This window comes from Acinetobacter calcoaceticus (assembly GCF_900520355.1).
GTDB lineage: Bacteria > Pseudomonadota > Gammaproteobacteria > Pseudomonadales > Moraxellaceae > Acinetobacter > Acinetobacter calcoaceticus_C.
In genome coordinates, this window is the sequence record NZ_LS999521.1 from 3,860,424 (window position 1) to 3,886,582 (window position 26,159).

A 26,159-nucleotide genomic window follows, 5' to 3' on the forward strand; every position below is an offset into this window, starting at 1 on the left:
CCTTATAAACGTATCGATGATTCTTGTTGATCTAATACATATTTCAAATCATAAAGTACATGATTGGTTTTACCTAACGCGTGAAACTCTTCTGCGGTCATTGCCTTAAACTGATCGTGAGCAACGGCAATAACGACCGCATCATACACACCTTGCTTCAATTCTTTAACTGGCGCTAAACCATATTCGTGTTGGACTTCTGTATCATCTACCCACGGATCACAAATATCTAAATCTAAGTCGTACTCTTTAAGGGCTTTGATAAAGTCAATAATTTTTGTATTACGAATATCTGGACAGTTTTCTTTAAAACTAAGGCCCATTACTAAAATACGAGCACCAACAACCTGAATACGCCGTTTTACCATTTCTTTAATGAGTTGAGTCGCCACATACTCCCCCATACGATCATTTAAACGACGAGCTGCTAAAATAATTTCTGGGTGCAACCCAATAGACTGGGCTTTATGTGTTAAATAATAAGGATCAACACCGATACAGTGCCCACCAACCAGACCTGGTCGAAAAGGTAGGAAATTCCACTTGGTTCCTGCAGCCTTAAGTACATCTTCCGTGTCTATACCCAATTTATTAAAAATAAGGGCTAATTCATTAATGAGAGCAATATTGACATCACGTTGCGTGTTTTCAATAACTTTAGCAGCTTCTGCTACTTTTATATTCGGCGCCTTATGAGTTCCTGCTTCAATAATTAGGTTGTATACTTCATCAACATAATCAGCTACTTCAGGAGTCGACCCTGAAGTGATTTTTAAAATATTAGTTACACGATGTAACTTATCACCAGGGTTAATTCGTTCAGGGCTATAGCCTGCAAAAAAGTCTTGGTTAAATTTCAAACCTGAAATTTCTTCGAGCACTGGGATACAAACTTCTTCTGTGGCACCTGGATACACAGTAGATTCATAAACGATAACATCCCCCTTTTTAAGCACTTGACCAATACTAGTTGATGCCTTAATTAAAGGAGTGAGATCTGGTTGTTTAAAGTCATCAATTGGTGTTGGAACAGTTACAATAAAAAAGTTACTGTCTTTTAAATCGTTCAAGTCAGCGGTATAGCTTAATTGCACCGCCTGTTTTAATTCTTGTGTAGAAACTTCTAAGGTATGATCTTTACCGTTTTTGAGCTCATCAATACGCTTTTGATAAATATCAAAACCAACTACGGGTACTTTTTTCCCAAACTCAACTGCCAATGGCAAGCCTACATAGCCCAACCCAATAATTGCTATTTTTAAATTGGCAATTTGCATATAAACGAGCCTTTTTCCTTAGAGTTTATATCTAATAAATCATGCTTTTGGCACTTACAATGCAGCGTACTATATCAGATTTTAAGTTAGCGCCGTACACCAATTGTATAAATGTGTTTACAGCACTTATAAGTAGAATTTATTAGTTTAGTTAAAATAATACATTTTTAATATTTCTAATAAGTGACTACAGTCTAAATAAGTAGTTCAGATAAACTAAACATACAAAGCTATACGATTTTTCGATGTTTTTTCATCTCTTTTAAGCTAGAATCTGTTCAGCCTGCGTTTAATAGACACTTGTTACTATGCAGTGGACAATATCAATTAAAGATAAATACACAAAGGGTCGCGTGTGAAGTATTGCCAGTTTTTTTCTGTTCTTGCCTTAAGTTTAAGTGCTGCTAGTTGTGCAGTTACCTCCGGTTTACAAACTTATGATATTCCAAGTGAAGGCGTTTATAAAACCGACCTTGGAACTACGGTTAATGTGGTTAAAATTTCACAAGAAACTCTACCCGCAATACAACCTGCACAGGTTGATTATCAACGTGACTATGCAACCCTATTTAAGAGCCAACAGCCAATATATCGTTTAAGTCCTGGGGATGTTCTCTCTATTCAACTTTGGGCTTATCCTGAAATTACGCCACCTGTAAACAATGTCAATAATGAACAATCTGTACAAGCAAGTGGTTACCCAATCGATCAAAGTGGTTATATTCAGTTTCCCCTTGTAGGCCGCTATAAAGCTGCCGGTAAAACTCTGGCTCAAGTTAACCGTGAGTTACGTGGTCAATTAGGCCGCTTCTTAAAAAATCCTGATGTTACGGTACGTGTATTATCATATGAAGGCCAGCGCTTTTCTGTTCAAGGCAGCGTCATAAAAGGTGGTCAGTTCTACTTAAGCGATCAACCAGTAAGTATATACACAGCTTTAGGCCTTGCTGGAGGTGTAACTGATAAAGGTGACAACACCTACGTTCAGCTCATTCGTAATGGTGTTACATATAACTTAAATACAATTGAGTTAGAAAGAGCGGGTTATTCCCTGCATAAACTTTTGGTACAACCAAATGACACTATTTATGTTAGCACCCGAGAAAACCAGAAAATTTATGTCATGGGCGAATCTGGTAAAAATCAAGCCTTACCAATGCGTGATCAGGGTATGACGCTAAGTGATGCTCTAGGCGAAAGTTTAGGTCTAAATCCTTTATCTGCTAGTGCTAGCCGTATTTATGTTTTACGTACAAATCCAAATGACCGAACAACCGAACTCTATCATTTAAACTTAATGAGTATTGGTGATTTCGGATTAGCCAATCAATTTAAACTACGTAGTAATGATATTGTCTATGTTGATGCAACTGGCTTGACTCGCTGGCAGCGTGTTGTCAACCAAATTATTCCATTCTCAAGCGCGTTGTATAATATAGATCGATTGGGACAATAATTTCATGCAGTTCAAAAATATTTTAGTCATCTGTATTGGAAATATTTGCCGCAGCCCAATGGCTGAGTATTTCTTAAAACAGAAATACCCCCAGTTAAATATTGAGTCAGCAGGAATTGCAGGGCTTATTGGTCATCAAGCTGATGAAAAAGCTCGTCTTTGTATGCAACGATTAGGTATTGATATGCAACCGCATATTGCACGTAAACTCAATGCGGAACATATCAAAAGAGCTGACCTGATTTTAGTCATGAGTCACAACCAGCAAAAACATATTGAGCAAACCTGGCCCTTTGCAAAGGGAAAAACCTATCGCTTAGGCCATTGGCAAAACAAAAATGTGCCAGATCCTTATCAGCATGATCAAACTATTTTTGATGAAACTTGCCAACTCATACAACAATGTGTTGATGACTGGAAACCTTATATTTAACATTCAGATTTTAAGCTTATGAACCAAAATACTAATACCGAAGATACAATTGATCTAAAGGAATTATTTTTTTCACTGATTGCTCAGTGGAAACTTATCGCCCTCTGCATTATTTTAAGCCTTGTATGTGCATTACTCTATTTACGTGTAACACCTGATACCTATTCGGTTGATGCTTTGGTTCAAGTTGAAGACAGCAAAGGGGCGTCTGCTGCGCTTTTAGGTGATTTATCACAAATGATTGAGCAAAAATCACCAGCTCAAGCAGAAATTGAAATTTTAAAATCGCGTTTAGTATTAGGTTCTGTCATTAAAGATTTGCATCTAAATATTCAGATTTCTAGTACAGAAAACACACTGACTCATCGCTTATTAAACGATAGTGAATATAAAACGGAATACACTAAAAAGTCAGTTTTATTTAAAGATGGATTAAAAAGTTTTGAAGTTCGTGACTTTGAGGTTCCAGCATATTACTTAGATAAAAACTTACTACTTAATTTTGATAAACAATCCCTGCGTTTGACCGACCCGGAAACAGAAGAAGTAATATTAACTGTTCCGTTAAATCAAGCTAATCACGTCGCTGGGCCACATGGACTTTGGAAAATTGCAATCTTTACCAAAGATCAACTCGATCCAACTTATAATATTAAAAATTTATCCATACCAGCTGCTGTAAATGCACTTAGCTTAAATTACTCGGTCGCAGAACGCGGTAAGCTTACGGGTGTCTTAGGGTTAAATTATCAAGGTCAAGACAAAGAGCATATCACTAAAGTCTTAAATGCAATTTTGGTAACTTATAGTGCTCAAAATATTGAACGTCGTTCAGCCGAATCTGCACAAACTTTAAAGTTTTTGGATGAACAACTACCTGATTTGAAAAAACAATTAGATGATGCTGAGCGTCAATTTAATAAGTTCCGTCAACAGTACAACACTGTGGATGTAACAAAAGAATCAGAACTTTATTTAACTCAAAGCATTACTTTGGAAACGAAGAAAGCAGAGCTTGAACAAAAGCAAGCAGAAATGGCCGCAAAATATACTGCTGACCACCCTGCAATGCGTGAAATTAATGGTCAGCTTTCAGCGATCAATAAACAAATTGGTGAACTCAACAGTACTTTAAAACAATTACCAGATGTACAACGTCAATATTTACAATTGTATCGCGAGGTTGAGGTAAAAACGCAACTCTACACTGCTTTATTAAATTCCTATCAACAGCTTCGCATCGCAAAAGCTGGTGAAATTGGAAACGTACGTGTCGTGGATACTGCTGTTGAACCAGTTGAACCAATTAAACCTAAAAAGTTACAAGTCCTTATCTTATCTTTATTCTTAGGTGGTTTTATAGGAACATTAATTGCCTTGTTACGTAATATGTTACGTACAGGAATTAAAGATTCTGGACAAATTGAAAATGAATTAGATTTACCAGTTTATGCAACCGTTCCACGCTCTCCAATTCAAGAAAGTCGCATCAAAATTTTAAAGAAGAAGAAGAGTATTCCTATTCTTGCTGTTAAAAATAGTGATGATATTGCAATTGAAAGCTTACGTAGTATCCGTACTGCGATTCACTTTGCATTGGCGAATGCGAAAAATAATATCATTATGATTGCAGGACCTTCACCAGAAGTAGGTAAATCCTTTATTTCGACTAACCTTGCAACAATTTTTGCGCAAGGTGATAAACGTGTGTTACTCATTGATGCCGATATGCGTCGTGGTTATATGCATAAATATTTTGATGTTGATGTCAAGCCAGGTCTTTCTGAATTATTGAGTGGGCAAGCTGATCTTCAACAGGCACTTCACAAAACTCAAGTTGCTAACCTTGATGTGATTACACGTGGTAAGAGCCCAACAAATCCTTCAGAAATTTTAAGCTCAAACCAATTTAAAGAATTACTTGAACAGCTACAAAGTCAATATGACCACATTATTATTGATACTCCGCCAGTGCTGGCAGTAACTGATGGTATTATTATTTCACAATATACTGGTGTGAACTTAATTGTTGCTCGTTATGCTAAGTCACAAATGAAAGAGCTTGAATTAACACTTAATCGCTTTGAACAAGCGGGTGTTAAAGTCAACGGCTTTATTCTCAATGACATTCAACGTGCTAGCGCGGGTTATGGTTACGGCTATAACTACGCCTATGCTTACAAAGCACAAAAAGAAGATTAAGCGTAAAGTCATAAAAAAACCGGATCAAATGATCCGGTTTTTTATTTAAGATTTTTTTAAGCTTAAGCACATTAAAACTAACTAAAATATATAAAAAACCACTCGTTTTTTTTCTTAAACATTCTATGCTTAAGCATGCTAAGATCAAAAGCAGCCTTTTTAGACTCAAATGATTATTTTTGGAACCTTTTATGAGTAAAGCCTTACCCATTGCTGTCGCTGTAGTTTTAGGCGGTGCTGCACTTGTACCAGTATATTATGCAAGCCAACATCCGACCACAGAAGTCGGAAGCAAAGCAAATAAAAATGCCACCCCAATTGAAAAAATTAGTTATGTTCTTGGATATGAAGTTGCACAGCAAACTCCGCCTGAGCTAGATACAAAAGCATTTGTGAAAGGGATTCATGATGCTCGCAGCAAGCAGCCAAGTGCTTATACTCAAGAAGAGTTAAAAGCTGCTGTAACCGCTTATGAAAAAGAATTACAGCAAAAAATGCAGCAACAGAATAAACCAGAACAAGCTGCTGGTGCTGCTCCTGAATCTGCAGATGCTCAATTCCTTGCAGAAAATAAAACAAAAGCTGGCGTAAAAACTACGGCGTCTGGCTTGCAATATATCATTACTAAAGAAGGCACAGGTAAACAACCCACTGCGCAGTCTATCGTTAAAGTACATTACGAAGGCCGTTTAATTAATGGTCAGGTTTTTGATAGTTCTTATAAACGCGGTGAGCCAGTTGAGTTTCCACTCAATCAGGTTATTCCAGGCTGGACTGAAGGACTTCAATTGATGAAAGAAGGTGGTAAAGCGACGTTCTTCATTCCATCAAATCTTGCCTATGGCCCTCAGGAAGTTCCTGGCATTCCAGCAAACAGTACACTGATTTTTGATGTAGAACTCATTTCAGTGAAATAAAAACATTCAGGAGAGTAGAACATTACTCTCCTTTTTTTTGGAAAACGGCATGAAAAAAATTGGTCTAATTATTGCAACATCAACAATGAGTTTATCTGTTCTTGCTGCAACTCCTATAACGAATAAAAGCCCAGCAAAAGAACAATTTAGCTATAGTTATGGCTATTTGATGGGTCGTAATAATACTGATGCATTAACAGATCTAAATCTTGATACTTTTTACCAAGGTCTTCAAGAAGGCGCACAAAGTAAAACAGCACGCCTAACTGATGAAGAAATGGCAAAAGCGATTAATGACTATAAGAAAACCTTAGAAGCTAAACAACTCGTCGAATTTCAAAAAACAGGTCAACTAAATATCCAAGCAGGTACAGCATTTCTTGCTGAAAATGCAAAAAAATCAGGTGTAATCACGACTAAGTCTGGTCTTCAATACCAAGTATTAAAAGAAGGTAATGGTCAAAAGCCGAAAGCCACATCTCGTGTTAAAGTGAATTATGAAGGTCGTTTACTCGATGGGACCGTATTTGATAGTTCTATTGCCCGTAATCATCCAGTTGAGTTTCAGCTCAGTCAAGTCATTGCAGGCTGGACAGAGGGTCTGCAAACCATGAAAGAAGGCGGGAAAACTCGCTTCTTTATTCCGGCTAATCTTGCTTATGGTGAGGTCGGTGCTGGCGACAGTATTGGCCCAAACAGTACTTTAATTTTTGATATTGAATTACTGCAAGTTTTACCAAAATAAATGTATTAGATATAAAAAAAGCGATCATTTAAGATCGCTTTTTTATTTTTAGTGTTTTAAATCTCTAGGACGAAAACCTGTAACGACGAGAGCAACCAGATAAGCGACTACGCCGACGACACACAATCCAACCACTTCGGCAACACGTAACCACTGTGAAAGTTCACCGTTATACCAATTTAACGCAAACCAAAGTGCTCCAATCATGGCAAGATTCGCTAAACCATATTGAAGTCCTAATTTTTTCCAATGTGAACCAAATCGAAAAATATTCCGCTTATGCAAATAGAAGTAGAGTAAACCTGCATTCACCAAAGCCGAGCCTGAAGATGCCAAAGCAAGTGCCATATGCTCTGCGTGCCAATCAATCAGCTTAAAGAAACCAATAAATATAACGTTTAAAATAGCATTCGCTGCGACTGACATTAAACCGACACGTACAGGTGTTTTAGTATCTTGCTGTGCATAAAAACCGGGAGCAAAGACTTTAATCAGCATAAAAGAAATCACACCAGCGCTCATACATTGCAGTGCTAGAGCTGTCATTTGTGTATCACGTACATCAAACTCACCACGCTGGAATAATGCCTGAATAATCGGTGTAGAAAGCATAAATAAGGCAATACTTGCTGGTAAGCCAACCAATACAATAATTTTTGCAGCCCAGTCGATCATACCGCGGAACTTTGCTTGATCTTGTTCTGCATGACGGGCAGAAAGTGAAGGTAAAATCACTGTACCAATCGCAACACCAATTAAACCTAACGGCAATTCAGTCATACGCTCTGCACTGTACAGCCAAGATACTGAACCATCTTGCATGAAAGATGCCCAAATCGTATTTAATAACAGGTTAATCTGGGTAACAGATACACCAAATAAAGCTGGAAGCATTAATTTTAAAATACGCTCTACACCTTCGTGTTTAAAATCAACTTTAGGTGGGATCAGTAGGTTTTTACGCCATAACTCTGGAATTTGTATCGCTAACTGCAAAACACCCGCCACAACAACTGACCAGCCTAAGGCTTTGATCGGTTCAGCCATATACGGCGTAAGCCACCATGCGCCTGCAATCATCGCGACATTCAGCAAAACTGGTGAAAAAGCTGGTGAAGCAAACGAACCATAACTATTCAAAATACTGCTGGCAAAAGCAGTCAGCGACATAAACAATAAATAAGGGATGGTCAGCCGGAACATACTGACGGCTAAATCGAATTTTTCAGGATCGCTATGGAAGCCGGGTGCGTACATATAAATGATAGCAGGCGCTAAGACCATAGCCACAAAAGTAAGTAAGGTCATGACTGTTAACAAGCAGCCAAATACCCGACTAATCAAGATCTGCACTTCAGCGTGTGCTCGGCCTGTTTTATATTCGGTCAGTACCGGAATAAAAGCCTGAGAAAAGGCACCTTCGGCAAACAATCGTCGAAAGAAGTTGGGAATACGAAAAGCGACGACGAAGGTATCAAAATCCTTACCCGCACCAAACACGTTGAGCAATACGACGTCACGCACTAACCCTAACACTCGTGACAACATCGTCATTGCACTGACAATAAAAGTCGATCGCCACAATGCCATCGTACTCACCTACAGCTATATTCGAAAGACGCTATTGTAATGAAACTAGAAAATCTTTTCGTTGTGAAATGATGAATGAACTCAACTTTTTTTCTGATCAAGTAATTGTCTAAAGTGCTGCCATTTAAAATAAGGCCCTGGATCAGTTTTTCGGCCTGGTGCAATATCTGAATGCCCGGCAATATGGTTTTTAATTTCAGGATAAGCCTGACGAATGATCTTAACTACATCGGTTAATACGTCGTATTGTACTTCTTCAAAGGGCAAATCATCACTCCCTTCAAGCTCTATACCAATTGAATAATCATTGCATTCTACTTTGGCTAAATAACTCGAACGCCCTGCATGCCATGCCCGATCGTTAAAATTAACAAACTGTAGGACCTCCCCACTACGTAAAATCAGTAAATGCGTAGAAACCTTCATCCCCTCAATGGTCTGAAAATAAGGATGGACTGACCAATCTAACTTGTTTTGAAAAAACTGCTCAATATACCCGCCTCCAAATTGAGACGGCGGCAAACTAATATTATGAACTACGATCATTTGAATTTCGGTACCAGTCGGACGCTGGTTAAAATTTGGAGAAGGGATTTGTCTCGCCCCTTTTAATTGCCCATCTATAACTTCATACGGTGTAATTTGCTTCATTGAGATGCCAATAAATTGCTTGCCAATTGTTTTAGTTTAAAACAGTTATCTACTTTTCAAAGTAGTAAATGCGATTGTTTATCGCGATTAATCTCATAAAACAGCTTATTTTTAAAGTCGACGGTGCTAATATATCGCAAGTTTTAGGGTCATCTACAAAATGGAAACCGTATGAGCATACCTCAGTCTTTGCTTGAACAATCAATTCAAATCAATATTCAACAAGCATTACAAGAAGATATTGGGGACGGTGATATTACCGCTATGCTCACACCTGAAGATGAACAGGCAACAGCAACCATTATCAGCCGTGAAGATATGGTTTTAGCTGGACAGCCTTGGGTTAATGCACTCATCTCAGCTTATGACAATACGGTTCAAGTGACTTGGTTAAAACAAGAAGGTGAGCGTGTTGCTGCAAACGAAGCATTTTTAAAGCTTGCTGGTTCTGCACGTAGCTTACTCACTGTAGAGCGCCCTGCTTTAAACTTTATTCAAACTTTATCTGCGGTTGCGACAAAAACAGCTGAATATGTTCAACAGCTCGAAGGTTTAAATACAAAACTTCTCGATACACGCAAAACCTTGCCAGGCTTACGTATTGCACAAAAATATGCTGTAGCTGTCGGTGGTGGTCAAAACCATCGTTTAGGTTTATTTGATGCGTTCTTAATTAAAGAAAACCATATTATGGCGGCGGGTGGTATTGCTCAGGCAATTGCCAAAGCCCATCAAATTGCACCGGGCAAACCTGTTGAAGTCGAAGTTGAAACTTGGGATGAGCTAAACCAAGCGCTCGAAGCAGGTGCAGATATTGTTATGCTTGATAACTTCAGCCAACAACAAATGATCGATGCGGTGAAACATGTTGCTGGTCGTTGTAAGTTAGAGGCATCAGGTAATATCACCATTGAAAACTTGCGCGAAGTTGCCACTACTGGCGTTGACTACATTTCTATGGGTGTACTGACTAAAGACGTTAGAGCTGTGGATTTATCAATGCGTTTTAATGCTTAAATAAAGTCTACATCGTTATTAGTATTTTTTTGCGACTTGGTCATGTCTGCCGCTTGTGTTTTCTGCCATGCTGACTGAGTCGCTTGTGCCCCACTATCACGTGGGTCAGCAGCCATTAAAACGAATGTCACTACTGCTAATAATACAATAAAACCTTGTAGCATAAATTTTCCCCATTACTTTAAAAAAATCAGGGTTCCAAGGTAAAAGATAAATATGATCAGGCTTAGGAGGTTGTGTTACAAAAGGTAAGTCTTTATTTTTATTATTCATCTACACCACAAGATAGTACCTCTCTTCATTTATATTTCCCAACATTAGATTGTGTGAGATGTCATCTACAACCTGCCCAAAATCTATAAATATATTGTTTTTGCAATAAATCAGATATATGCAGAAAGAGAACAGGTTTTGTAGATGACAAATGCATTTGGTTACTTTGGGCAAAACCAAAGTAACGAATTAGCTACTTCCACTGGATGAATAAATGATAAGACTCCGTCGTGCTAGCTAATTTAAAATAAATTATTAACCCAAAACTTCAGCTTAATCACTCATCCATTACACTAAATAACCCATATATGGATCAGAAATTGAATCTTCTTGGGTTTCAATACGGCCAGCAAAGCGACGGCTAAAAGTAGTATCATCAGCTAATGTCACAGTGAAGTCGTACCAACCACCAAATTCAGACATATCCCAAACCAGTTCTTTTTCAGAATGATCTGTTTCTATGGTCCATGTCTTATTTGCAAGATAAGCATTTGCTTTGACTGTCAGCTTGACTGACTTATTACCATCATGACGCACTTTTAAATACAAATTCGCGTCACATTCTTCCACACACACTCTAATTTCCGGCAATGCTTGAGTCTGGTTAGCTTGGCTTAAATTACCTTTAAAAGCACGATGGGAACCATTTGGACCGAGTACCCACAAATCGTACTGCCCATTTGTAGCATTCCACACATCATCAAGCTGTTTACCCGCTTCAACCATATAACGGCGTGGAATCGCTGTAAGATCTAATCGGTTATACACATGGAAAACCGCTGCCTGTTTACCTGTATTTGAAAACATCAGCTTTACTGTCTTTTGTGCTGCATCAACTTTAGCACTGGTATGCAAAATATAAGGCAAAGCACGTGAAGGTCTAATGCCCATTTCCTGCTGTGCAAATTGTTGCTGGCTTGGAACCGGAACTTGTGGCAATAAAGCTTGAGCAACACGAATAGCATCGGCTTCTGCTTTTGTTTTCTTACCTACTAACTCATTTACAGGCAAAAGGTTCGGAGTTTTAAAATCAAAAGCTGTAGTTAAATCGCCACACACGGCACGGCGATATGGGCTGATATTCGGCTCTTGCACACCAAAACGTTTTTCTAAGAACTGTAAAATAGAAGTATGGTCAAAGACTTGAGAGTTTACCCAGCCACCACGGCTCCACGGTGAAATCACATACATTGGAACGCGTACACCCGGTCCATAAACACGTCCATCTGTTGCGGGTTGAGATTTTGCTGTAGCGACTGCTGGATGAGTAAAGTACTCATAAGACACTTGTTGATCACTTAAAGTCGTTTTCCCCTGAACTACACCTTTTTCATCTTTAGATGGTGCACTTGGTGAAGGAATATGGTCAAAGAAACCATCATTCTCATCAAAGTTCACTAATAAAACCGTCTGACTCCAAACTTGAGGGTTTTCAGTTAAAGCATTTAATACTTCCTGAATATACCAAGCACCCTGTACAGGACTAGATGGTCCTGGATGTTCACTGTAGGTCGCAGGAGCGACTAACCAACTGACTTGCGGTAATTTACCTTGAGCGATATCTGTTTTAAAAGTTCCTAAAAAACCACCATCCGGCATGGTATTGGCAATACCCTTATAAAGTGGCTGTGTTGCATCAATCTTTTCATCGTATGCAGGACAAACGAGAGCATCATTACTTACAGGTTGCCCTGACTGCTCATTAGCACGGCGGTACTGTTTGAAACCTGCTAGAGGATTGTCGGTAAAGTTATCAGGCATATTTTGATAGATTTTCCAGCTAACACCAGCCTGTTGTAAGCGCTCAGGATAAGTCGTCCATTCATAACCCTCATTTGAAGGACCAATACCATCAAACTCATTTACGACACTGGCAACACCTGCACCTGTAGGACCATTGGTTCCAGTCCAGATAAATTTACGGTTTGGATTGGTACCGGCATGCATCGCACAGTGGTAAGCATCACAAATCGTAAACGCGTTAGCTAATGCAAACTGATATTCCACTTCCTGCTTTTTGTAGTACCCCATCGATTGCGGCTTTTTATGCGCCACCCAATCGCTCATTCGCCCATTATCCCAAGCGGCTTGACCATCCGACCATGAATGAGGCGTACCTGAAACGCGCTGTGCATTTCCTAAGCGGCTATCCAAATGGTAAGGCAATATTTTATTTTTCTTAGCATCATATTGTTCCCAAACCTTTCGGCCTTCGGTCATTGGAATGGTAAAGCGGTCTCCAAAACCACGCACCCCTTTTAGTGTTCCGAAATAATTATCGAAAGAACGGTTTTCCTGAGTCAGAATCACGATGTGTTTAACATCTTGAATAGTTCCACTTTCAACTTTGGCATCAATTGCCAGCGCTTTTTGGATACTCAGCGGAAAACTCGCTAAAGCAGCTGTTCCAAACATAGTTTTTGTAGAATTTAAAAGAAATTCGCGACGATTCATTAGTTCTATCCTAAGTTCTTATTATGGTGCACAGTGCATTTTGCAATTACTGGTCGGCGGTGTTGATGGCGATGAATTGTCTGAGTCGTTATCATCGTTACAAGCACTGAGCATAAGTGCTAAAGAGGTAATTAGTAGAAGTGAAAGTTTTCGCATTGGTTTTTTCCAAACGGTTTAAATGCGAACTACTAATAAAGCCTAAAAGTGACAGGCAAGTGATGTTTTTATGTCGATTTGATGAAGGCATAAAAAAACGCACCCGAAGATGCGTTTTTTAGAAAGTTTAAAATTACCAGCCTAAAGCTTCTTGTTGCTTTTTAACTAGCTCGGCAATTCCCTTTTCTGCCATTTCTAACATGTCATTGCTTTGTGCACGAGTAAATGGTTTATCTTCAGCTGTACCTTGAATTTCAATAAATTCGCCAGTTTGTGTCATTACTACGTTTAAGTCAGTTTGACAGTTCGAATCTTCTTCATAACAAAGATCAAGTAATACTTCGTCTTGATACATACCCACAGAAATTGCAGCAACTAATCCTTTAAGCGGATCATGCTTAATTTTCTTTTGAGATAACAAAATATTCATAGCATCAACCAATGCTACAGCCGCACCAGTAATTGCTGCCGTACGTGTACCACCATCTGCCTGAATCACATCACAGTCGATGGTAATCGTGTTTTCGCCAAGCTTTTTCAAATCGACCATAGCACGTAAGCTACGACCAATCAGGCGCTGGATTTCCTGTGTCCGACCCGACTGTTTACCACGCGCTGCTTCACGGTCACAACGTGAGTGTGTTGAGCGCGGTAACATGCCATATTCAGCAGTGACCCAGCCCTGTCCTTTTCCTTTTAAAAACCGTGGAACCGAATTATCGATACTTGCAGTACAAAGGACTTTGGTGTGACCAAACTCAACCAGAACTGAACCTTCTGCGTAACGGGTATAGTTACGTGTGATTTTTACTTCACGTAACTGGTCTAATTCACGTTGGTCAATACGCATAATCCTTCCTAACTTCTCTTAAATACAAATCTGGGCATAGTATAGCAAAGGATTTTGACAGGTTGAGTTTATTCCCTACTTTCAAATGTAAGTCTGCACTTTTAATGACTCAAAAATAAAAATAGCCCCTTAAAAGGAGCTATTTGGAATGTCTTAAATAATGATCTATTTTTATTAAGCAGCTTTGCCAAACATGCCCTTCACCGCCTCAACAAAAGTCCGCTTGGTCGCCACCAAACGATCAACCATATTATCAGGCAAAGAGTGAACAGCCAGACGTTTATACACACTCACAATCTGAGATCCAAAGGGCGCGGTATTGTACTGTTGACCAAACTCTGCACAGACTTCACGTACTTTAGGTGCCATCTCTTGATAGCGGTTGGCAGGTACATCAGGAAACAAGTGATGTTCAATTTGATGACTCAAGTTACCACTCAAGAAATGCATGATTTTACCGCCAGTAAAGTTTGCTGAACCACGAATCTGACGCAAGTACCACTCTGCTTTGGTTTCATTATCAATATTGTCAGTGATAATTTCAGAGTCTTCTGTGAAATGACCACAATAAATCACGGTCGATGCCCAGTAGTTACGGATCAAGTTAGCAAAAAAGTTACCAGCCAATACTGGCAAGAACATTGGTCCTGCAATGAGTGGGAACAGCACATAATCTTTACCAAACTGACGTAGCATTTTTTTACGTAGATTTTTAGATTCTACATACACTTCTTTCCAAGTTTTGGTGCCATCAAATAACACTTTTTCCATCTCTAGACGTTGCAAAGCTAATAGCCATTCAAAACCCGTTGACAATACAAAACCCATTGGCACGTTGAATAAAAAACGAGGTTCCCACTTTTGCTCACGGCTCATGCGCATCACACCATAACCGCTAATATCATGATCCATGCCAAACACATTGGTATAGGTATGATGCTTATAGTTATGGGTATATTTCCAGTCTTCACCCGTACACACCGTATCCCAGTCATAGGTTGCACCGTTAAGTGCCGGATCATTTAACCAGTCAAACTGACCATGCATCACATTATGACCGAGTTCCATGTTTTCAACGATTTTAGATATGCCTAGCATAGCCGTACCCAACAACCATACTGGTGGAATCCAACCACCAAACATCAACATGCCACGTGATGCAATTTCGGTATAGCGTACAAAATTACGTACTTTGTAAATATATTTTGAATCTTCTTCCCCGAGATCTTTCATCACTTCAAGACGAATTTCTTCAATACGTCTACCAAAAGCTTCTGTTTGCTCTGGGGTTAAATGTGCCGATTTCGATGCTGCTTTAAGTTCCGCTGCCATATTCATAAGGGTATCCTCAAATCTCTTTTATGTTTGTTTTTATAGATCAATCGTGACTGGGCTAAGGGCTTGGTTCACACATAACTTAATTGCACGATTGGGTTGATCGTCAATTTCACCTGTTAAGATATTCTGGGTGATACCACTGACCTTAGTACACGTACATTGGTTGCATACACCCATACGGCAACCATGCTGTGGACGTAAACCAGCTTGCTCTGCACTGCTTAATAACGTTGTCGTGGCAAGAAAGTTTTGTTGCGAACGACGGAATATGATTGGTTGTGCTTCATTAGATTGTTCGATTTGAACAGGCATGAAAAACTCTTGATGGAAGTTTTCCAACACATCATGTTGCTTATAAATATCTTGTGCCTGACGCATCATGCCGTGGTGTCCACACACGTACGTTGCAGTCTGCGCGTAATCAGGAACCAACTTTTGCAATAGGTCTTCAGTTAAATGCTGCTTTTGTGCAGTGGTATTAAAAAAATGATATTTAAGCTGTGGATACTGCTCTGCCAAAGCTTTTAATTCAGCATGGAAAACTTCAGCACGGTTGAAATAAATCACGTGAATCTGTTCAAGCTGCTGTTTCAACGCTTGCTGCAATAATGAATAAATCGCAGTAATTCCACTGCCTGAAGCAATTAAAATAGCTGGCTGTTGACCTGAATGTAGTGTGAATTCACCTTGTGGCTGTGAAATTGTAACACTCTCACCAACATGTAACAGCTGAGCTGCACTAGACACTAAGCCCTGTACTTTAATGCCTAAAGAGATCTCGCCTTCACTCGTCACTTCAATAATTGAATAACTACGCTGTTGGTAAACTCCATCTATAAGTAGAGTTAATAAAATACTTTGCCCAGCACGTACCTGTTCGAATTCGAAATTACGATTCGGTTTAAGCTTAATGAGCACCATATCGGTATGAAGAGACTGAACTGCGGTAACTTTGGCAAGTACTCGTTTCCAAGCCCAAGTCACGTTAATTTTCTGCAAAACAAAATCAACGAAATCTTCTCGAACCCAATGTGGCTGATAATTAAGTGTTGCGTTCATACGTTCCTCTTTTGTATCTGGCTATTTATTTGAGTGAACACATGTTCGTATAGTGAACATATGTACACTATATTTATAACTGTTCACTCAGTCAACACTTGTTCACTATTTTTTTTATGAAAGTTTGCTCTTTTTTGTTAGACTCTGGCTCACAGTTTAAATAGGCTCTTTTAATGTCGATACGGGATGAACGAAAACAGCAAAGTCGTCAGGCACTTCTCGATGCAGCCTTGCATCTGAGCACGTCTGGGCGTTCGTTCAGTAGTATCAGTTTGCGTGAAGTTGCACGTGAAGTTGGTTTAGTACCGACAGCGTTCTATCGTCATTTTCAAGACATGGATGAACTTGGTAAAGAACTGGTTGATCAAGTCGCACTACACTTAAAAAGTGTTTTACATCAATTGGGCCAAAGTTATTTACAACATAAATCTACGAAAACTCAGACCAGCATTGAGCTATTTGTTCAGGCGGTAAATCATAGCCCTAAGCAGTGGCAATTTATGATTTCCGAACGTTGGGGAGGTTCAGAAACAGTTCGTGCAGCAATTGCACGAGAAATCGAATTTCTGATTGAAGATTTAACAACCGATCTTACGAAACTCGAAAATTTCAAACATATTCAACAGCCTAAAGACTTAAATGTCTTATCTACAATTTTGACCAACATGTCATTTACATGGGCAATGACGTGGCTCAATCTATCTAAACAATATCAAGACGAGCAGCTCAAACAGCAACAAACCGCCTTTATCGAAAATGCCTCTACACAAGTTCGCTTACTCTTTAGAGGGATTGCAAACTGGGAACGGTAGAAGCGGCAAATGACAAAAAACAGGTTATGTGGTAATACGTAAAGAGAGAAAGAAAAAGGCTAAAAATTTCGAGAAAAGTCTTTTTCTTTTTTACAGGAAGTAAATTATTAGTTAGGCCAAACTGGTGTAGGAATACCTATGAATCTTGATCGTCATACACAGTTTTTGATGCGCAAAGAAAAAATCCTAAGCGTGGCAGAAAAGTTGTTACTAGAAAACAATCAGGAAATTACTCTAGATGAGTTAGTGGCCGAGCTAGATATTGCTAAAGGCACCCTTTATAAGCATTTTAGAAGCAAAAATGAGCTTCTACTTGAGCTAATTATTCAAAATGAAAAGCAAATTTTAGAAATTTCTAAAAAATATAATACTGATTTCAAAGAATATGCTCCTCATTACATGCTTCATCATTTGCTCACACCTGGAAAAACAATTCTATTGCATCAACTTGAAGAAAGTCTGACGATGACAGAGTCTAAGTTGAAGCATCTTTTCGAAGAACTTTATGAAATCCGCCAACAGCGTATTTTAGCTATTAAGGATATTACTGAAAATTATTTAAAATCATTAAATTATGATATGTCGATTCGTGACTATTTGTCTTATATCTGGTCACTGACTTATGGCGCATCACTGCTTTTAAATTCTACTTACTATCAACGCTCGATTGGTTCTCGCCAAAAACTCATTAATCTATATATTAACCAAGCTTTATCCCTACCTACACAAACCGCTAATTTTGATGTTTTAAATTTTCAAATTGATGATGAAAACCAGTAAAATTAATTGAAATATTTTGTGATAATTAACGATAAATTAAATATAAAAATGGGCTTCAAATGAAGCCCATTTTTGAAGTAAAGCCTAAACAACTTATTTGGCTTTACGTTCTTTCTCAATTAAATAATTAAGAACTTGAGTGACTTTACCATCTTCACCCTGCACAACATATTTACCATTTACCACTACAGCAGGTACGCCTGTTAATTGGTACTGCTGAGCAAGTTTATTTGACTCGGCAACTTTTGCAGTCACAGCAAATGAGTTGTAAGTGCTATTAAATTTCTGTTCAGGCACGCCATAACGAGTGAAGAACTTCGCAGCAGAAGCCTGGTCAAAAATTTGCTGCCCGTTCACCATAATCGCATGGAACAATGGTAAATGCGTGCGCTTACGTACACCTAGTGCCTCAGATGTATAATATGTACGCGCCCCTTGTTCCCACATTTTATTCATTGCAGCTGGTGTACGTACAAAACGTACATCTTTAGGAATCTGTTTTAACCACGTTTGCATATGCGGTTCAAGTTTAAAACAGTGTGGGCATCCATACCAAAAGAATTCTCGAACCTCAATTTTCCCCGGAACTTCCACTTTGCCTGGATTGGCAATCACGGTGTAGTCTTTACCAGCAACAAAATCTGCTGCCATTGCACTACCCGATACGGCCATAATTGCTGCTGTCAAACCACCCAAAACCAAATTTTTCATTGTTACAGCTTTTCCTCTAAGTTGTTATGCATTAGCTTATGCCCTAAATATAAAACAAATATGCTAAATTCGTTTTGCTTCTGTGAAGTTTTTTATTGGGTTTATCGCTTTTTTCCCAATAATCGCTACACTAACGGCGAACTACATCCAAAAAGATAACTCAAGTTTAGAGGTAGCACCATGTCGCAATTGAATGTTGATTTACAAGAAATCGCAAAATTTGAAGCACTTGCTGCCAAATGGTGGGATCAACATTCTGAATTTCGCCCACTTCATCAAATTAATCCACTACGTTTAAACTGGATCGATGAACGTGTAGGCGGTCTTGCTGGTAAAAAAGTACTTGATGTCGGCTGTGGCGGCGGTATTTTGGCTGAGAGCATGGCACGTCGTGGGGCAGATGTACTGGGCATTGATATGGGTGAAGCACCGCTCGCTGTAGGGCGTTTACATGCTCAACAAGACAATGTTGAAAATATTGAATATCGCCAAATTCCTGTAGAAGAATTAGCGCAAGAACAAGCTGGCCAATACGATGTGGTGACTTGCATGGAAATGATGGAACACGTTCCAGATCCAGCGTCTATTGTAAGAGCGTGTCAGGCTTTGGTTAAACCGGGTGGACATGTGTTCTTTTCAACCATTAACCGTAACCCAAAATCTTATTTATTTGCCATTATTGGTGCAGAATACGTATTACGCATGTTGCCAAAAGGCACTCACGATTATCATAAATTTATTCGCCCTTCTGAAATGGCGCATGACATTCGTAATGCAGGCCTTACTTTAAAAGAAATGACTGGACTGCATTACAACCCACTTACCAAGCATTACTGGTTAGCGCCCAATGTCGACGTTAACTATATGGTTCATACAATTAATACAGGTGCATGATGAAAGCTGTTTTGTTTGATTTAGACGGTACTCTTATCGATACAGCGGCTGACTTCATTCGTATTATTCAGCAAATGTGCCGCGATGAAAAACGTCCTGTGGTGGAAGCAGATCTGATTCGTACTCAGGTTTCTGAAGGCGCACGTGCAATGGTTAAATTGGTCTATCCAGAGTTGGATGTGACCAATCCAATTTTCTTGGCGCATCGGCAAAACTTTTTAGACCTTTACGGTAATAATATTGTGGTTGATACAGAGCTGTTTGTAGGCATGTATCCTCTTTTAGAAGAGTTAGAAGCACAGCAAATCCCGTGGGGTATTGTGACCAATAAACCACGCGGTTTAAGTGAAGCTCTTTTAGAAAAGTTAAACCTGACTGAGCGCTGTGCAGTTTTGGTATGTCCTGAAGATGTCAGTAAAACTAAACCAGACCCAGAACCGATGTATTTGGCAGCTAAACAGTTAAATATTCCGGCAAATGAAATTATTTATGTGGGTGACCACCCGCGTGATATTGATGCTGGTCGAAATGCCAATATGTATACTATATTGGCTGCATATGGCTATTTACCAGTCGAATACCGTGATGATTTAGCAGCATGGCAAGCCGATTCGATTGTAAATACAGTGACAGAATTACACGATATGTTACGTCAAAAGCTGCCTGCTCTACAGGAAAATCAGCGTATGATAAGTTAACATAAGAGTTTTATAGCTTTTTAACAGTTCTTTGTTTTATCAATATAAAAAGAAGGAGGTTTACCAATGAAATATTCAGAATACCAACCTCGTCCGGATCTACTCAAAGATCGAATTATTTTAATTACTGGTGCTGGCGATGGAATTGGGCGAGCTGCGGCTCTGACTTATGCCCTACATGGCGCAACCGTTGTACTACATGGTAGAACTTTAAATAAACTTGAAGTTATTTATGATGAAATTGAAAGTCTAGGTGCCCCACAACCAGCGATTTTACCCTTACAACTTTCGAGTGCTTCTGACCGTGATTATGACTTCTTAGTCGATACACTCGAAAAGCAGTTTGGACGCCTAGACGGTATTTTACATAATGCAGGTATTTTAGGTGAACGCGTTGAGCTGGCACATTATCCATCTGAAGTATGGGATGATGTTATGGCTGTTAACTTACGTGCGCCTTTTGCGTTAACTCAAGCTTTATTACCTCTTTTGCAAAAATCAGAAAATGCCTCTGTGGTATTTACCAGCTCGGGTGTAGGCCGTGAAGCACGTGCTTTATGGGGAGCATATTCTGTATCAAAAATCGCAATTGAAGCTGTCAGCAAAATTTTTGCAGCAGAGCATACCTATCCAAACATTCGCTTCAACTGCATTAATCCAGGTGCAACGCGTACTGCCATGCGTGCCAAAGCCTATCCAGAAGAAGATCCGAAAACTTTACCAACACCAGAGTCGATCTTGCCTGCTTACCTCTATTTAATGGGTGAAGATAGCTTGGCGCTCAATGGTCAAAGTATCGATGCACAGGATTAAAGAGTTAACGATGAAAAGCTAAAGAAAATTACAGCCGATCATCAAATCTGGCTTGCCTATACCTGAAAAGATATATACAAGCCTTTTTTATTATTGATAAAAAACTCTTGATCTATCCGTAATTTTAATTGAACCATTAAATGATCTTCACAGTTTCTCTGCATTTTGCGCGTAGAGTATTCAACATGAGAGACATCAGATGTAAACGAGGATGCATCATGAAAAAGTTGTTCACCATCTTAACCCTTTCCATAGCCGTACTGACCACAAGTATGGCGAGCTTTGCTGATCCCCCTTTTGACCGAGGTCACGGCCACAAAGGTCCTAAAGGTGGAGGACCACGTGGTGAGTGGAATGATCGTGGGCATAAATTTGACCGTGATAACGATGAAGACCGTGTTCGTGATGAACGCCGTATGCGAGAAGAGCGTGGTTTTGAACGGCTTAAACAGCATCGCTGGCAGCCTGGCTATGTCATGCCACAGCACTATCGTGGCAATGGTTATAAAGTTGACTATAAAGACAGTAACTTGCCTAAACCTGGCCGTAATCAACAATGGTATAAGATCAATAATGACTATATTTTAGTCGACACTGACTCTAACAGCATTGTCAGTATCCGCGGTTTTTAAAGCGATAGAACCTCGCTATCGCTGAGCAAAAAGGATAAAGCCTTATGGTTTTATCCTTTTTTTATTACTTATCTAATTTAAAAATAAAAAATTTCTTAATTTCTTCTTATTTCATAGTTAGTTTTCACATTTATTCTTCGCAGCCTCCACGATTTATCTGTAATTGTTCACTAATCTTTAGTTATTGAAATTTAATTTATTATTTGAGGTTTACAATGAAAAAACTAACAACAGCGATTGTTCTTTCAATGACTGGTTTAGTTGCATCAACAGCAATGGCGGCACCTAATGACCATAATCATCATGGGAATTATCAAACACATGAAGTAAAAACGGTTAAAGTGATTAAAAAAGATGACCATCGCAATGTATGGCGAGCAGGTCAGGTTGTACCCCGTGAATATCAACACTCACGTTATGTGATTGACTACCGCCAACATCAAAAATTAACTAAACCGGGTCGCTACCAAAAATGGTACAAGGTGAATGGAAATTATGTCCTTGTGAATGAACAAAGCCATAAAATCATTCGAGTGATTCACTAATTTTAAAAAATTTAAACACCCAAACTTAGATTTGGGTGTTTTTTTATCTAAAACATGCGGCTTTAATCTTTTTTGTTTAGAATCATCTTTATATCTTTTTGCTGTTGATTCGAGATCGGTATGCCAAGCAAGTCTTTAGAAAAGTCGCATAATAACACCCAGCATTATGTACACTGGTTTCGACACTCAGCGCCCTACATTAATGCTCACCGCGATAAAACATTCGTATTAATGTTTGGTGGTGAAGCAGTCCGTCATCCTAATTTCGAACATATCATTCATGATATTGCTTTATTGCACTCTCTTGGTATTCGTTTAATTCTCGTGCACGGTGCACGTCCGCAAATTAATCAAAACCTTAAAGAGAAAGGAATTGAAACCCCGTTTTATGACAACAGCCGTATTACCACGCGTGAATCTTTAAGCTGCGTCATGAGTGCTGTAGGCTCTATTCGCCTAGAAATTGAAGCATTGCTTTCTATGGGCTTAGCGAACTCTCCAATGTACGGCGCTCGAATAGATGTGATATCAGGTAATTTTGTGACTGCTAAACCTTATGGCATTCGTGATGGAATGGATTTCCAGCTCACAGGTGAAGTTCGTTCTATTGATACCGATGCGATTGAGAGACACCTTGATAATCATAATATTGTGCTACTGGGGCCAACAGGTTATTCCACCACAGGTGAAGTATTTAATTTAAGAGCTGAAGAAGTTGCGACTAAAACTGCAACTTATTTAAAAGCAGATAAACTCATTTTTCTTGGGGAACAACAAGGGCTGCTTAATGAAGATGAACAAATATTACGTGAGTTAAGCCCTCATCAACTTGATTACTATATTCAGCAATATCAGACCAGTAGTCCAACGCTGACTTTACATTTACAACAAGCAAAAAAAGCCTCTTTATCTGGTGTACACCGTGTCCATCTTATTTCTTATGCCTATGATGGCGCCCTTCTCGAAGAGTTATTTACTCGAGATGGCATAGGGACCATGATTACCGATGCGCATTATGAAGAAGTTCGCACAGCCCATATTCAAGATGTGGGTGGTTTAATGAATTTATTACGTCCTTTAGAAGAAGAAGGTATCTTGGTTTATCGTTCACGTGAACGTCTGGAGCAAGAAATTAGCCAGTTCGCTGTTATTGAACGCGACGGTATGATTCTAGCGTGTGCTGCGCTCTATCCAATTCCAACTGAATTTAACGAAACTCGCTCTGCAGAAATTGCCTGCGTTGCAGTACATCCAAGTTATCGTAAATCAAACCGTGGTAGCCAAATTCTACAATTCCTTGAAGAAAAAGCTAAAGAGCAAGGTATTCGTCAATTATTCGTTTTAACAACGCGTACCGCTCACTGGTTTTTAGAACATGGTTTCCATCAAGTTAGTGTCGATGAACTACCCAATGCCCGTCAGGCGCTCTATAACTACCAAAGAAATTCTTTAGTCTTTAAGAAACTGCTTCCCTAGCCTTTACTATTTTTAAGATATTCTTATTTCAGATAAGCTTAGTTAAAAAAGTACATCCATAAACGCTATTTATTTATGGATGACTTTTTTTAAACCCCTATTTTTTAATATCTAATATTTTTTATTTTATTTACAATAACTTAACCATAATTCATCAAACATATTTCTTTTAGATAAATCATTTTTTTGCATAAGTTTATAGCCTATTGTGTTTAGCTTTTTTTTGCATAAATAAAGACCGAATACTTATTTTTTCTGAAATAAAAATCCCTTTAGGGTATCTGCTCATCCAATTATTTTTTCTTTTTCTCTTTCGGGGAGCACGAAACCTCATGGCACTTTTCAACACCACTTCATGGGCAAAATATTCAGTCATCGCGGCCAGCCTTGCAGGTGTGATGATGCTAAGTGGTTGTGCCAAAAAAGAGGAACAGGCCACCACAACTTTAAATATTGGCTATCAAAAATATGGCATCCTTCCTATTTTAAAGGCTCGTGGTGACCTAGAAAAAGTATTAAAGGATCAAGGTGTACAAGTAAAATGGGTTGAGTTTCCTGCTGGCCCTCAATTGCTTGAAGGCTTAAATGTAGGGAGCGTTTCACTGGGTGAAGCAGGTGAAGCACCGCCTATCTTTGCTCAGGCTGCCAATCCAAATTTAGTCTATGTCGCAAACCAGCCCGCTGCGCCAAAAGCAGAAGCACTGTTGGTACAAAAAGACTCTCCTATCCACTCTATTCAAGATTTAAAAGGCAAACGTGTTGCTCTTAATAAAGGTTCGAATGTTCATTACCTGTTATTGAAAGTTCTAGAAGCCAATAACTTAAGCTTAAGTGATATTCAACCAGTTTATTTACCGCCATCAGACGCCCGTGCTGCCTTTGAAAAAGGTGCAGTAGATGCATGGGTGATTTGGGACCCGTTCTTTGCCGCGGCTGAACATCAAATTCAGGCACGAGTTTTAGCAACAGGTGAAAATTTGGTAAGCAATCATCAGTTCTATCTAGCTGACCGTAAATTTGCCGAAAATAATCCGAAAGTTCTCAATACGGTTGTGCAAACCCTGAACCAGACAACTGAATGGGTGAGTTCACATCAGGATGAAGCTGCCAAGCTACTCGAAAAACCGACAGCACTTGAGTTTGATGTACTCAAAAATTCCATTTCACGTATGGGTTTTGGAGTTCAGCCAATATCTGACAAGGTGGCGAAAGAACAACAACAAGTAGCTGATGCCTTTTATGCGCAAAAGCTCATTCCACACAAACTCACCATTCAAGACGCCATTTTAAAACTGAAATAAACCCAGCATAGGCACGGCTTAAATAATCATATAAATGCTGTGCCTTGCCTCAAGGGGAACAAGGATATCAATATGCAAAACCAATCATTATTTAATAAAAATCAGTTAGCACAATTGCTTAAGCGCATTAGCACAGTAACTGTATTAGGTTTAACAATTGCTGCGCCAGCTTGGGCAATTGACCCAACTGTGAAAGAACTTCGTATTGGCTTTCAAAAAAGTTCAATTAACTTTGCGATTGCCAAACAGCAAAAATTATTTGAACAAGAATTTCCAAATGCCAAAATTACGTGGAATGAGTTCCCTGCTGGACCACAAATTTTAGAAGCTCTGGCTGTGGGTTCACTTGATGTAGGCGTTACTGGAGACACCCCACCAGTCTACGCACAAGCAGCTGGCAAGCCTTTATATTACATTGCTTATGAAGCAGCTAAACCGCTGGCATCAGCAATTTTAGTTCCTAAAAATTCACAACTGAAACAGCTTAAAGACATTAAAGGCAAACGCATCGCGCTGCAAAAAGGTTCAAGTTCACACTACTTACTTGTACAAGCCGTACGTAAAGCAGGCCTAAACTGGAACGACATTACTCCAATTTGGCTTACTCCTGCAGATGCTCGTGCTGCATTCCAAAAAGGTGCAGTTGATGCATGGGCAATCTGGGATCCTTATTTCGCTTCAGCACAATTAGAAGATCAAGCTCGTATTCTCGCATCAGGTAAAGGTTTAAGCCCGAATTATACTTTTTACTTAGCAGCTCCAAATTTTGTTAAACAACATCCGAAAGCCGTTACAGGGCTCATCAAACAAATTAATCAGGCCGACAAATGGGTTCAAAGCCATCAAGCCGATACCGCAACTGCAATTGGTCAAAGTACAGGATTAAAACCTGCAACCAGTGACTTATTCATTAAGCGTCGTCCACGTCCATCATCGGCAGCGCCACTCAACAGCAAAGTTATTGCTGAGCAACAGCAGCTCGCAGACATTTTTACCCAACAAGGCATCATTCCAAAACCAATCAGCATTAAACAGGCTGTTTGGATTGCTAAGTAATTTCAATAGACATATAGGTAATG

The 26,159-nt window shown here is 39.2% G+C and carries 25 protein-coding genes; 16 read left to right on the plus strand and 9 right to left on the minus strand.

The features are described from left to right. Nucleotides 1–2: 2 nt before the first annotated feature. Nucleotides 3–1,277 carry a Vi polysaccharide biosynthesis UDP-N-acetylglucosamine C-6 dehydrogenase TviB gene (gene tviB / locus AC2117_RS18465; protein ID WP_133976011.1) on the minus strand — a complete coding sequence of 425 codons (1,275 nt, stop codon included), beginning with the start codon at nt 1,275–1,277 and terminating at the stop codon, nt 3–5. Nucleotides 1,278–1,632: 355 nt separating this feature from the next. On the opposite strand from tviB, the gene AC2117_RS18470 reads away from it, so the two are divergent. From AC2117_RS18470 to AC2117_RS18490, 5 genes are all read left to right on the plus strand, one after another. Next, complete coding sequence (locus AC2117_RS18470; protein ID WP_133976013.1) at nt 1,633–2,733, plus strand: polysaccharide biosynthesis/export family protein; 1,101 nt, start codon at nt 1,633–1,635, stop codon at nt 2,731–2,733. Nucleotides 2,734–2,737: 4 nt separating this feature from the next. Further along, on the plus strand, nt 2,738–3,166 hold the full coding sequence (locus tag AC2117_RS18475; RefSeq protein ID WP_133976014.1) for a low molecular weight protein-tyrosine-phosphatase: 429 nt from the start codon (nt 2,738–2,740) through the stop codon (nt 3,164–3,166). 18 nt (nt 3,167–3,184) lie between these two features. Next, complete coding sequence (locus tag AC2117_RS18480; RefSeq protein WP_133976016.1) at nt 3,185–5,368, plus strand: polysaccharide biosynthesis tyrosine autokinase; 2,184 nt, start codon at nt 3,185–3,187, stop codon at nt 5,366–5,368. Nucleotides 5,369–5,559: 191 nt separating this feature from the next. Continuing rightward, entirely contained in the window at nt 5,560–6,285 is a 726-nt protein-coding gene (locus AC2117_RS18485; RefSeq protein WP_133976018.1) for an FKBP-type peptidyl-prolyl cis-trans isomerase, read from the plus strand. A gap of 49 nt (nt 6,286–6,334) precedes the next feature. Next, entirely contained in the window at nt 6,335–7,030 is a 696-nt protein-coding gene (locus AC2117_RS18490) for an FKBP-type peptidyl-prolyl cis-trans isomerase (protein ID WP_197730952.1), read from the plus strand. 48 nt (nt 7,031–7,078) lie between these two features. Here AC2117_RS18490 and murJ read toward each other — a convergent pair whose 3' ends face one another. Both murJ and ampD read right to left on the minus strand, forming a co-directional pair. After that, entirely contained in the window at nt 7,079–8,629 is a 1,551-nt protein-coding gene (gene murJ / locus AC2117_RS18495) for a murein biosynthesis integral membrane protein MurJ (RefSeq protein ID WP_171459081.1), read from the minus strand. A 72-nt stretch (nt 8,630–8,701) separates the two neighbouring features. Beyond that, entirely contained in the window at nt 8,702–9,271 is a 570-nt protein-coding gene (gene ampD, locus AC2117_RS18500; RefSeq protein WP_133976024.1) for a 1,6-anhydro-N-acetylmuramyl-L-alanine amidase AmpD, read from the minus strand. A 171-nt stretch (nt 9,272–9,442) separates the two neighbouring features. Between ampD and nadC the strand changes: the two genes are divergently transcribed. Further along, nucleotides 9,443–10,288 (plus strand): carboxylating nicotinate-nucleotide diphosphorylase, encoded by an 846-nt coding sequence (nadC, locus tag AC2117_RS18505; RefSeq protein ID WP_005049254.1) that lies wholly within the window; start codon nt 9,443–9,445, stop codon nt 10,286–10,288. Here the strand turns inward: nadC and AC2117_RS18510 are convergent. The 5 genes from AC2117_RS18510 to AC2117_RS18530 all read right to left on the minus strand — a co-directional run bounded on the left by AC2117_RS18510 (nt 10,285) and on the right by AC2117_RS18530 (nt 16,418). Next, nucleotides 10,285–10,452, minus strand: a complete 168-nt coding sequence (locus tag AC2117_RS18510; protein ID WP_005049256.1) for a hypothetical protein — start codon at nt 10,450–10,452, stop codon at nt 10,285–10,287. The genes nadC and AC2117_RS18510 overlap by 4 nt on opposite strands. A 397-nt stretch (nt 10,453–10,849) precedes the next feature. Further along, entirely contained in the window at nt 10,850–13,015 is a 2,166-nt protein-coding gene (locus AC2117_RS18515) for a phosphocholine-specific phospholipase C (RefSeq protein ID WP_133976025.1), read from the minus strand. A 289-nt stretch (nt 13,016–13,304) separates the two neighbouring features. After that, a complete protein-coding gene (rph, locus tag AC2117_RS18520) occupies nt 13,305–14,021 on the minus strand; it encodes a ribonuclease PH (protein WP_133976027.1) in 717 nt (238 codons plus the stop codon). 174 nt (nt 14,022–14,195) lie between these two features. Beyond that, the gene (locus AC2117_RS18525) at nt 14,196–15,359 is read right to left on the minus strand and encodes a fatty acid desaturase family protein (protein WP_133976029.1); all 1,164 of its coding nucleotides are present in this window, start codon (nt 15,357–15,359) and stop codon (nt 14,196–14,198) included. 33 nt (nt 15,360–15,392) lie between these two features. Further along, on the minus strand, nt 15,393–16,418 hold the full coding sequence (locus AC2117_RS18530) for a ferredoxin reductase (protein WP_133976031.1): 1,026 nt from the start codon (nt 16,416–16,418) through the stop codon (nt 15,393–15,395). 173 nt (nt 16,419–16,591) lie between these two features. On the opposite strand from AC2117_RS18530, the gene AC2117_RS18535 reads away from it, so the two are divergent. Further along, nucleotides 16,592–17,230 carry a TetR family transcriptional regulator gene (locus AC2117_RS18535; RefSeq protein WP_133976033.1) on the plus strand — a complete coding sequence of 213 codons (639 nt, stop codon included), beginning with the start codon at nt 16,592–16,594 and terminating at the stop codon, nt 17,228–17,230. Between the two features lie 138 nt (nt 17,231–17,368). Next, on the plus strand, nt 17,369–18,010 hold the full coding sequence (locus AC2117_RS18540; protein ID WP_133976036.1) for a TetR/AcrR family transcriptional regulator: 642 nt from the start codon (nt 17,369–17,371) through the stop codon (nt 18,008–18,010). A 93-nt stretch (nt 18,011–18,103) separates the two neighbouring features. On the opposite strand, the gene AC2117_RS18545 is transcribed toward AC2117_RS18540, so the two are convergent. Next, nucleotides 18,104–18,721 carry a thiol:disulfide interchange protein DsbA/DsbL gene (locus tag AC2117_RS18545; protein WP_133976038.1) on the minus strand — a complete coding sequence of 206 codons (618 nt, stop codon included), beginning with the start codon at nt 18,719–18,721 and terminating at the stop codon, nt 18,104–18,106. Between the two features lie 180 nt (nt 18,722–18,901). Between AC2117_RS18545 and ubiG the strand changes: the two genes are divergently transcribed. The 8 genes from ubiG to AC2117_RS18585 all read left to right on the plus strand — a co-directional run bounded on the left by ubiG (nt 18,902) and on the right by AC2117_RS18585 (nt 26,136). Further along, entirely contained in the window at nt 18,902–19,615 is a 714-nt protein-coding gene (ubiG, locus tag AC2117_RS18550; RefSeq protein ID WP_133976040.1) for a bifunctional 2-polyprenyl-6-hydroxyphenol methylase/3-demethylubiquinol 3-O-methyltransferase UbiG, read from the plus strand. Further along, nucleotides 19,612–20,313 (plus strand): HAD family hydrolase, encoded by a 702-nt coding sequence (locus AC2117_RS18555; protein ID WP_133976042.1) that lies wholly within the window; start codon nt 19,612–19,614, stop codon nt 20,311–20,313. Before ubiG ends, AC2117_RS18555 begins: the two co-directional genes overlap by 4 nt. 66 nt (nt 20,314–20,379) lie before the next feature. Beyond that, nucleotides 20,380–21,126 carry a YciK family oxidoreductase gene (locus AC2117_RS18560; protein ID WP_042898346.1) on the plus strand — a complete coding sequence of 249 codons (747 nt, stop codon included), beginning with the start codon at nt 20,380–20,382 and terminating at the stop codon, nt 21,124–21,126. Nucleotides 21,127–21,344: 218 nt separating this feature from the next. Continuing rightward, complete coding sequence (locus AC2117_RS18565; RefSeq protein WP_197730953.1) at nt 21,345–21,758, plus strand: RcnB family protein; 414 nt, start codon at nt 21,345–21,347, stop codon at nt 21,756–21,758. Between the two features lie 215 nt (nt 21,759–21,973). Then, the gene (locus tag AC2117_RS18570) at nt 21,974–22,303 is read left to right on the plus strand and encodes an RcnB family protein (protein WP_133976044.1); all 330 of its coding nucleotides are present in this window, start codon (nt 21,974–21,976) and stop codon (nt 22,301–22,303) included. Nucleotides 22,304–22,423: 120 nt separating this feature from the next. Beyond that, nucleotides 22,424–23,779 (plus strand): amino-acid N-acetyltransferase, encoded by a 1,356-nt coding sequence (gene argA / locus AC2117_RS18575; protein ID WP_133976046.1) that lies wholly within the window; start codon nt 22,424–22,426, stop codon nt 23,777–23,779. Between the two features lie 332 nt (nt 23,780–24,111). Beyond that, nucleotides 24,112–25,080: a sulfonate ABC transporter substrate-binding protein gene (locus AC2117_RS18580; protein ID WP_133976048.1), complete on the plus strand. Its 969-nt coding sequence runs from the start codon at nt 24,112–24,114 to the stop codon at nt 25,078–25,080. Between the two features lie 72 nt (nt 25,081–25,152). Further along, nucleotides 25,153–26,136, plus strand: coding sequence for a sulfonate ABC transporter substrate-binding protein (locus AC2117_RS18585; RefSeq protein WP_133976050.1), 984 nt, complete (start codon nt 25,153–25,155; stop codon nt 26,134–26,136). The last annotated feature ends 23 nt before the right edge of the window (nt 26,137–26,159 follow it).

Excerpts from the sequence above, each read along its gene's own strand:
- tviB (WP_133976011.1), bottom strand. The coding sequence starts at position 1,277 with ATGCAAATTGCCAATTTAAAAATAGCAATTATTGGGTTGGGCTATGTA.
- AC2117_RS18475 (WP_133976014.1), top strand. The coding sequence starts at position 2,738 with ATGCAGTTCAAAAATATTTTAGTCATCTGTATTGGAAATATTTGCCGC.
- AC2117_RS18480 (WP_133976016.1), top strand. The coding sequence starts at position 3,185 with ATGAACCAAAATACTAATACCGAAGATACAATTGATCTAAAGGAATTA.
- AC2117_RS18485 (WP_133976018.1), top strand. The coding sequence starts at position 5,560 with ATGAGTAAAGCCTTACCCATTGCTGTCGCTGTAGTTTTAGGCGGTGCT.
- AC2117_RS18490 (WP_197730952.1), top strand. The coding sequence starts at position 6,335 with ATGAAAAAAATTGGTCTAATTATTGCAACATCAACAATGAGTTTATCT.
- ampD (WP_133976024.1), bottom strand. The coding sequence starts at position 9,271 with ATGAAGCAAATTACACCGTATGAAGTTATAGATGGGCAATTAAAAGGG.
- nadC (WP_005049254.1), top strand. The coding sequence starts at position 9,443 with ATGAGCATACCTCAGTCTTTGCTTGAACAATCAATTCAAATCAATATT.
- AC2117_RS18510 (WP_005049256.1), bottom strand. The coding sequence starts at position 10,452 with ATGCTACAAGGTTTTATTGTATTATTAGCAGTAGTGACATTCGTTTTA.
- AC2117_RS18515 (WP_133976025.1), bottom strand. The coding sequence starts at position 13,015 with ATGAATCGTCGCGAATTTCTTTTAAATTCTACAAAAACTATGTTTGGA.
- rph (WP_133976027.1), bottom strand. The coding sequence starts at position 14,021 with ATGCGTATTGACCAACGTGAATTAGACCAGTTACGTGAAGTAAAAATC.
- AC2117_RS18525 (WP_133976029.1), bottom strand. The coding sequence starts at position 15,359 with ATGAATATGGCAGCGGAACTTAAAGCAGCATCGAAATCGGCACATTTA.
- AC2117_RS18530 (WP_133976031.1), bottom strand. The coding sequence starts at position 16,418 with ATGAACGCAACACTTAATTATCAGCCACATTGGGTTCGAGAAGATTTC.
- AC2117_RS18535 (WP_133976033.1), top strand. The coding sequence starts at position 16,592 with ATGTCGATACGGGATGAACGAAAACAGCAAAGTCGTCAGGCACTTCTC.
- AC2117_RS18540 (WP_133976036.1), top strand. The coding sequence starts at position 17,369 with ATGAATCTTGATCGTCATACACAGTTTTTGATGCGCAAAGAAAAAATC.
- AC2117_RS18545 (WP_133976038.1), bottom strand. The coding sequence starts at position 18,721 with ATGAAAAATTTGGTTTTGGGTGGTTTGACAGCAGCAATTATGGCCGTA.
- ubiG (WP_133976040.1), top strand. The coding sequence starts at position 18,902 with ATGTCGCAATTGAATGTTGATTTACAAGAAATCGCAAAATTTGAAGCA.
- AC2117_RS18555 (WP_133976042.1), top strand. The coding sequence starts at position 19,612 with ATGATGAAAGCTGTTTTGTTTGATTTAGACGGTACTCTTATCGATACA.
- AC2117_RS18560 (WP_042898346.1), top strand. The coding sequence starts at position 20,380 with ATGAAATATTCAGAATACCAACCTCGTCCGGATCTACTCAAAGATCGA.
- AC2117_RS18565 (WP_197730953.1), top strand. The coding sequence starts at position 21,345 with ATGAAAAAGTTGTTCACCATCTTAACCCTTTCCATAGCCGTACTGACC.
- AC2117_RS18570 (WP_133976044.1), top strand. The coding sequence starts at position 21,974 with ATGAAAAAACTAACAACAGCGATTGTTCTTTCAATGACTGGTTTAGTT.
- argA (WP_133976046.1), top strand. The coding sequence starts at position 22,424 with ATGCCAAGCAAGTCTTTAGAAAAGTCGCATAATAACACCCAGCATTAT.
- AC2117_RS18580 (WP_133976048.1), top strand. The coding sequence starts at position 24,112 with ATGGCACTTTTCAACACCACTTCATGGGCAAAATATTCAGTCATCGCG.
- AC2117_RS18585 (WP_133976050.1), top strand. The coding sequence starts at position 25,153 with ATGCAAAACCAATCATTATTTAATAAAAATCAGTTAGCACAATTGCTT.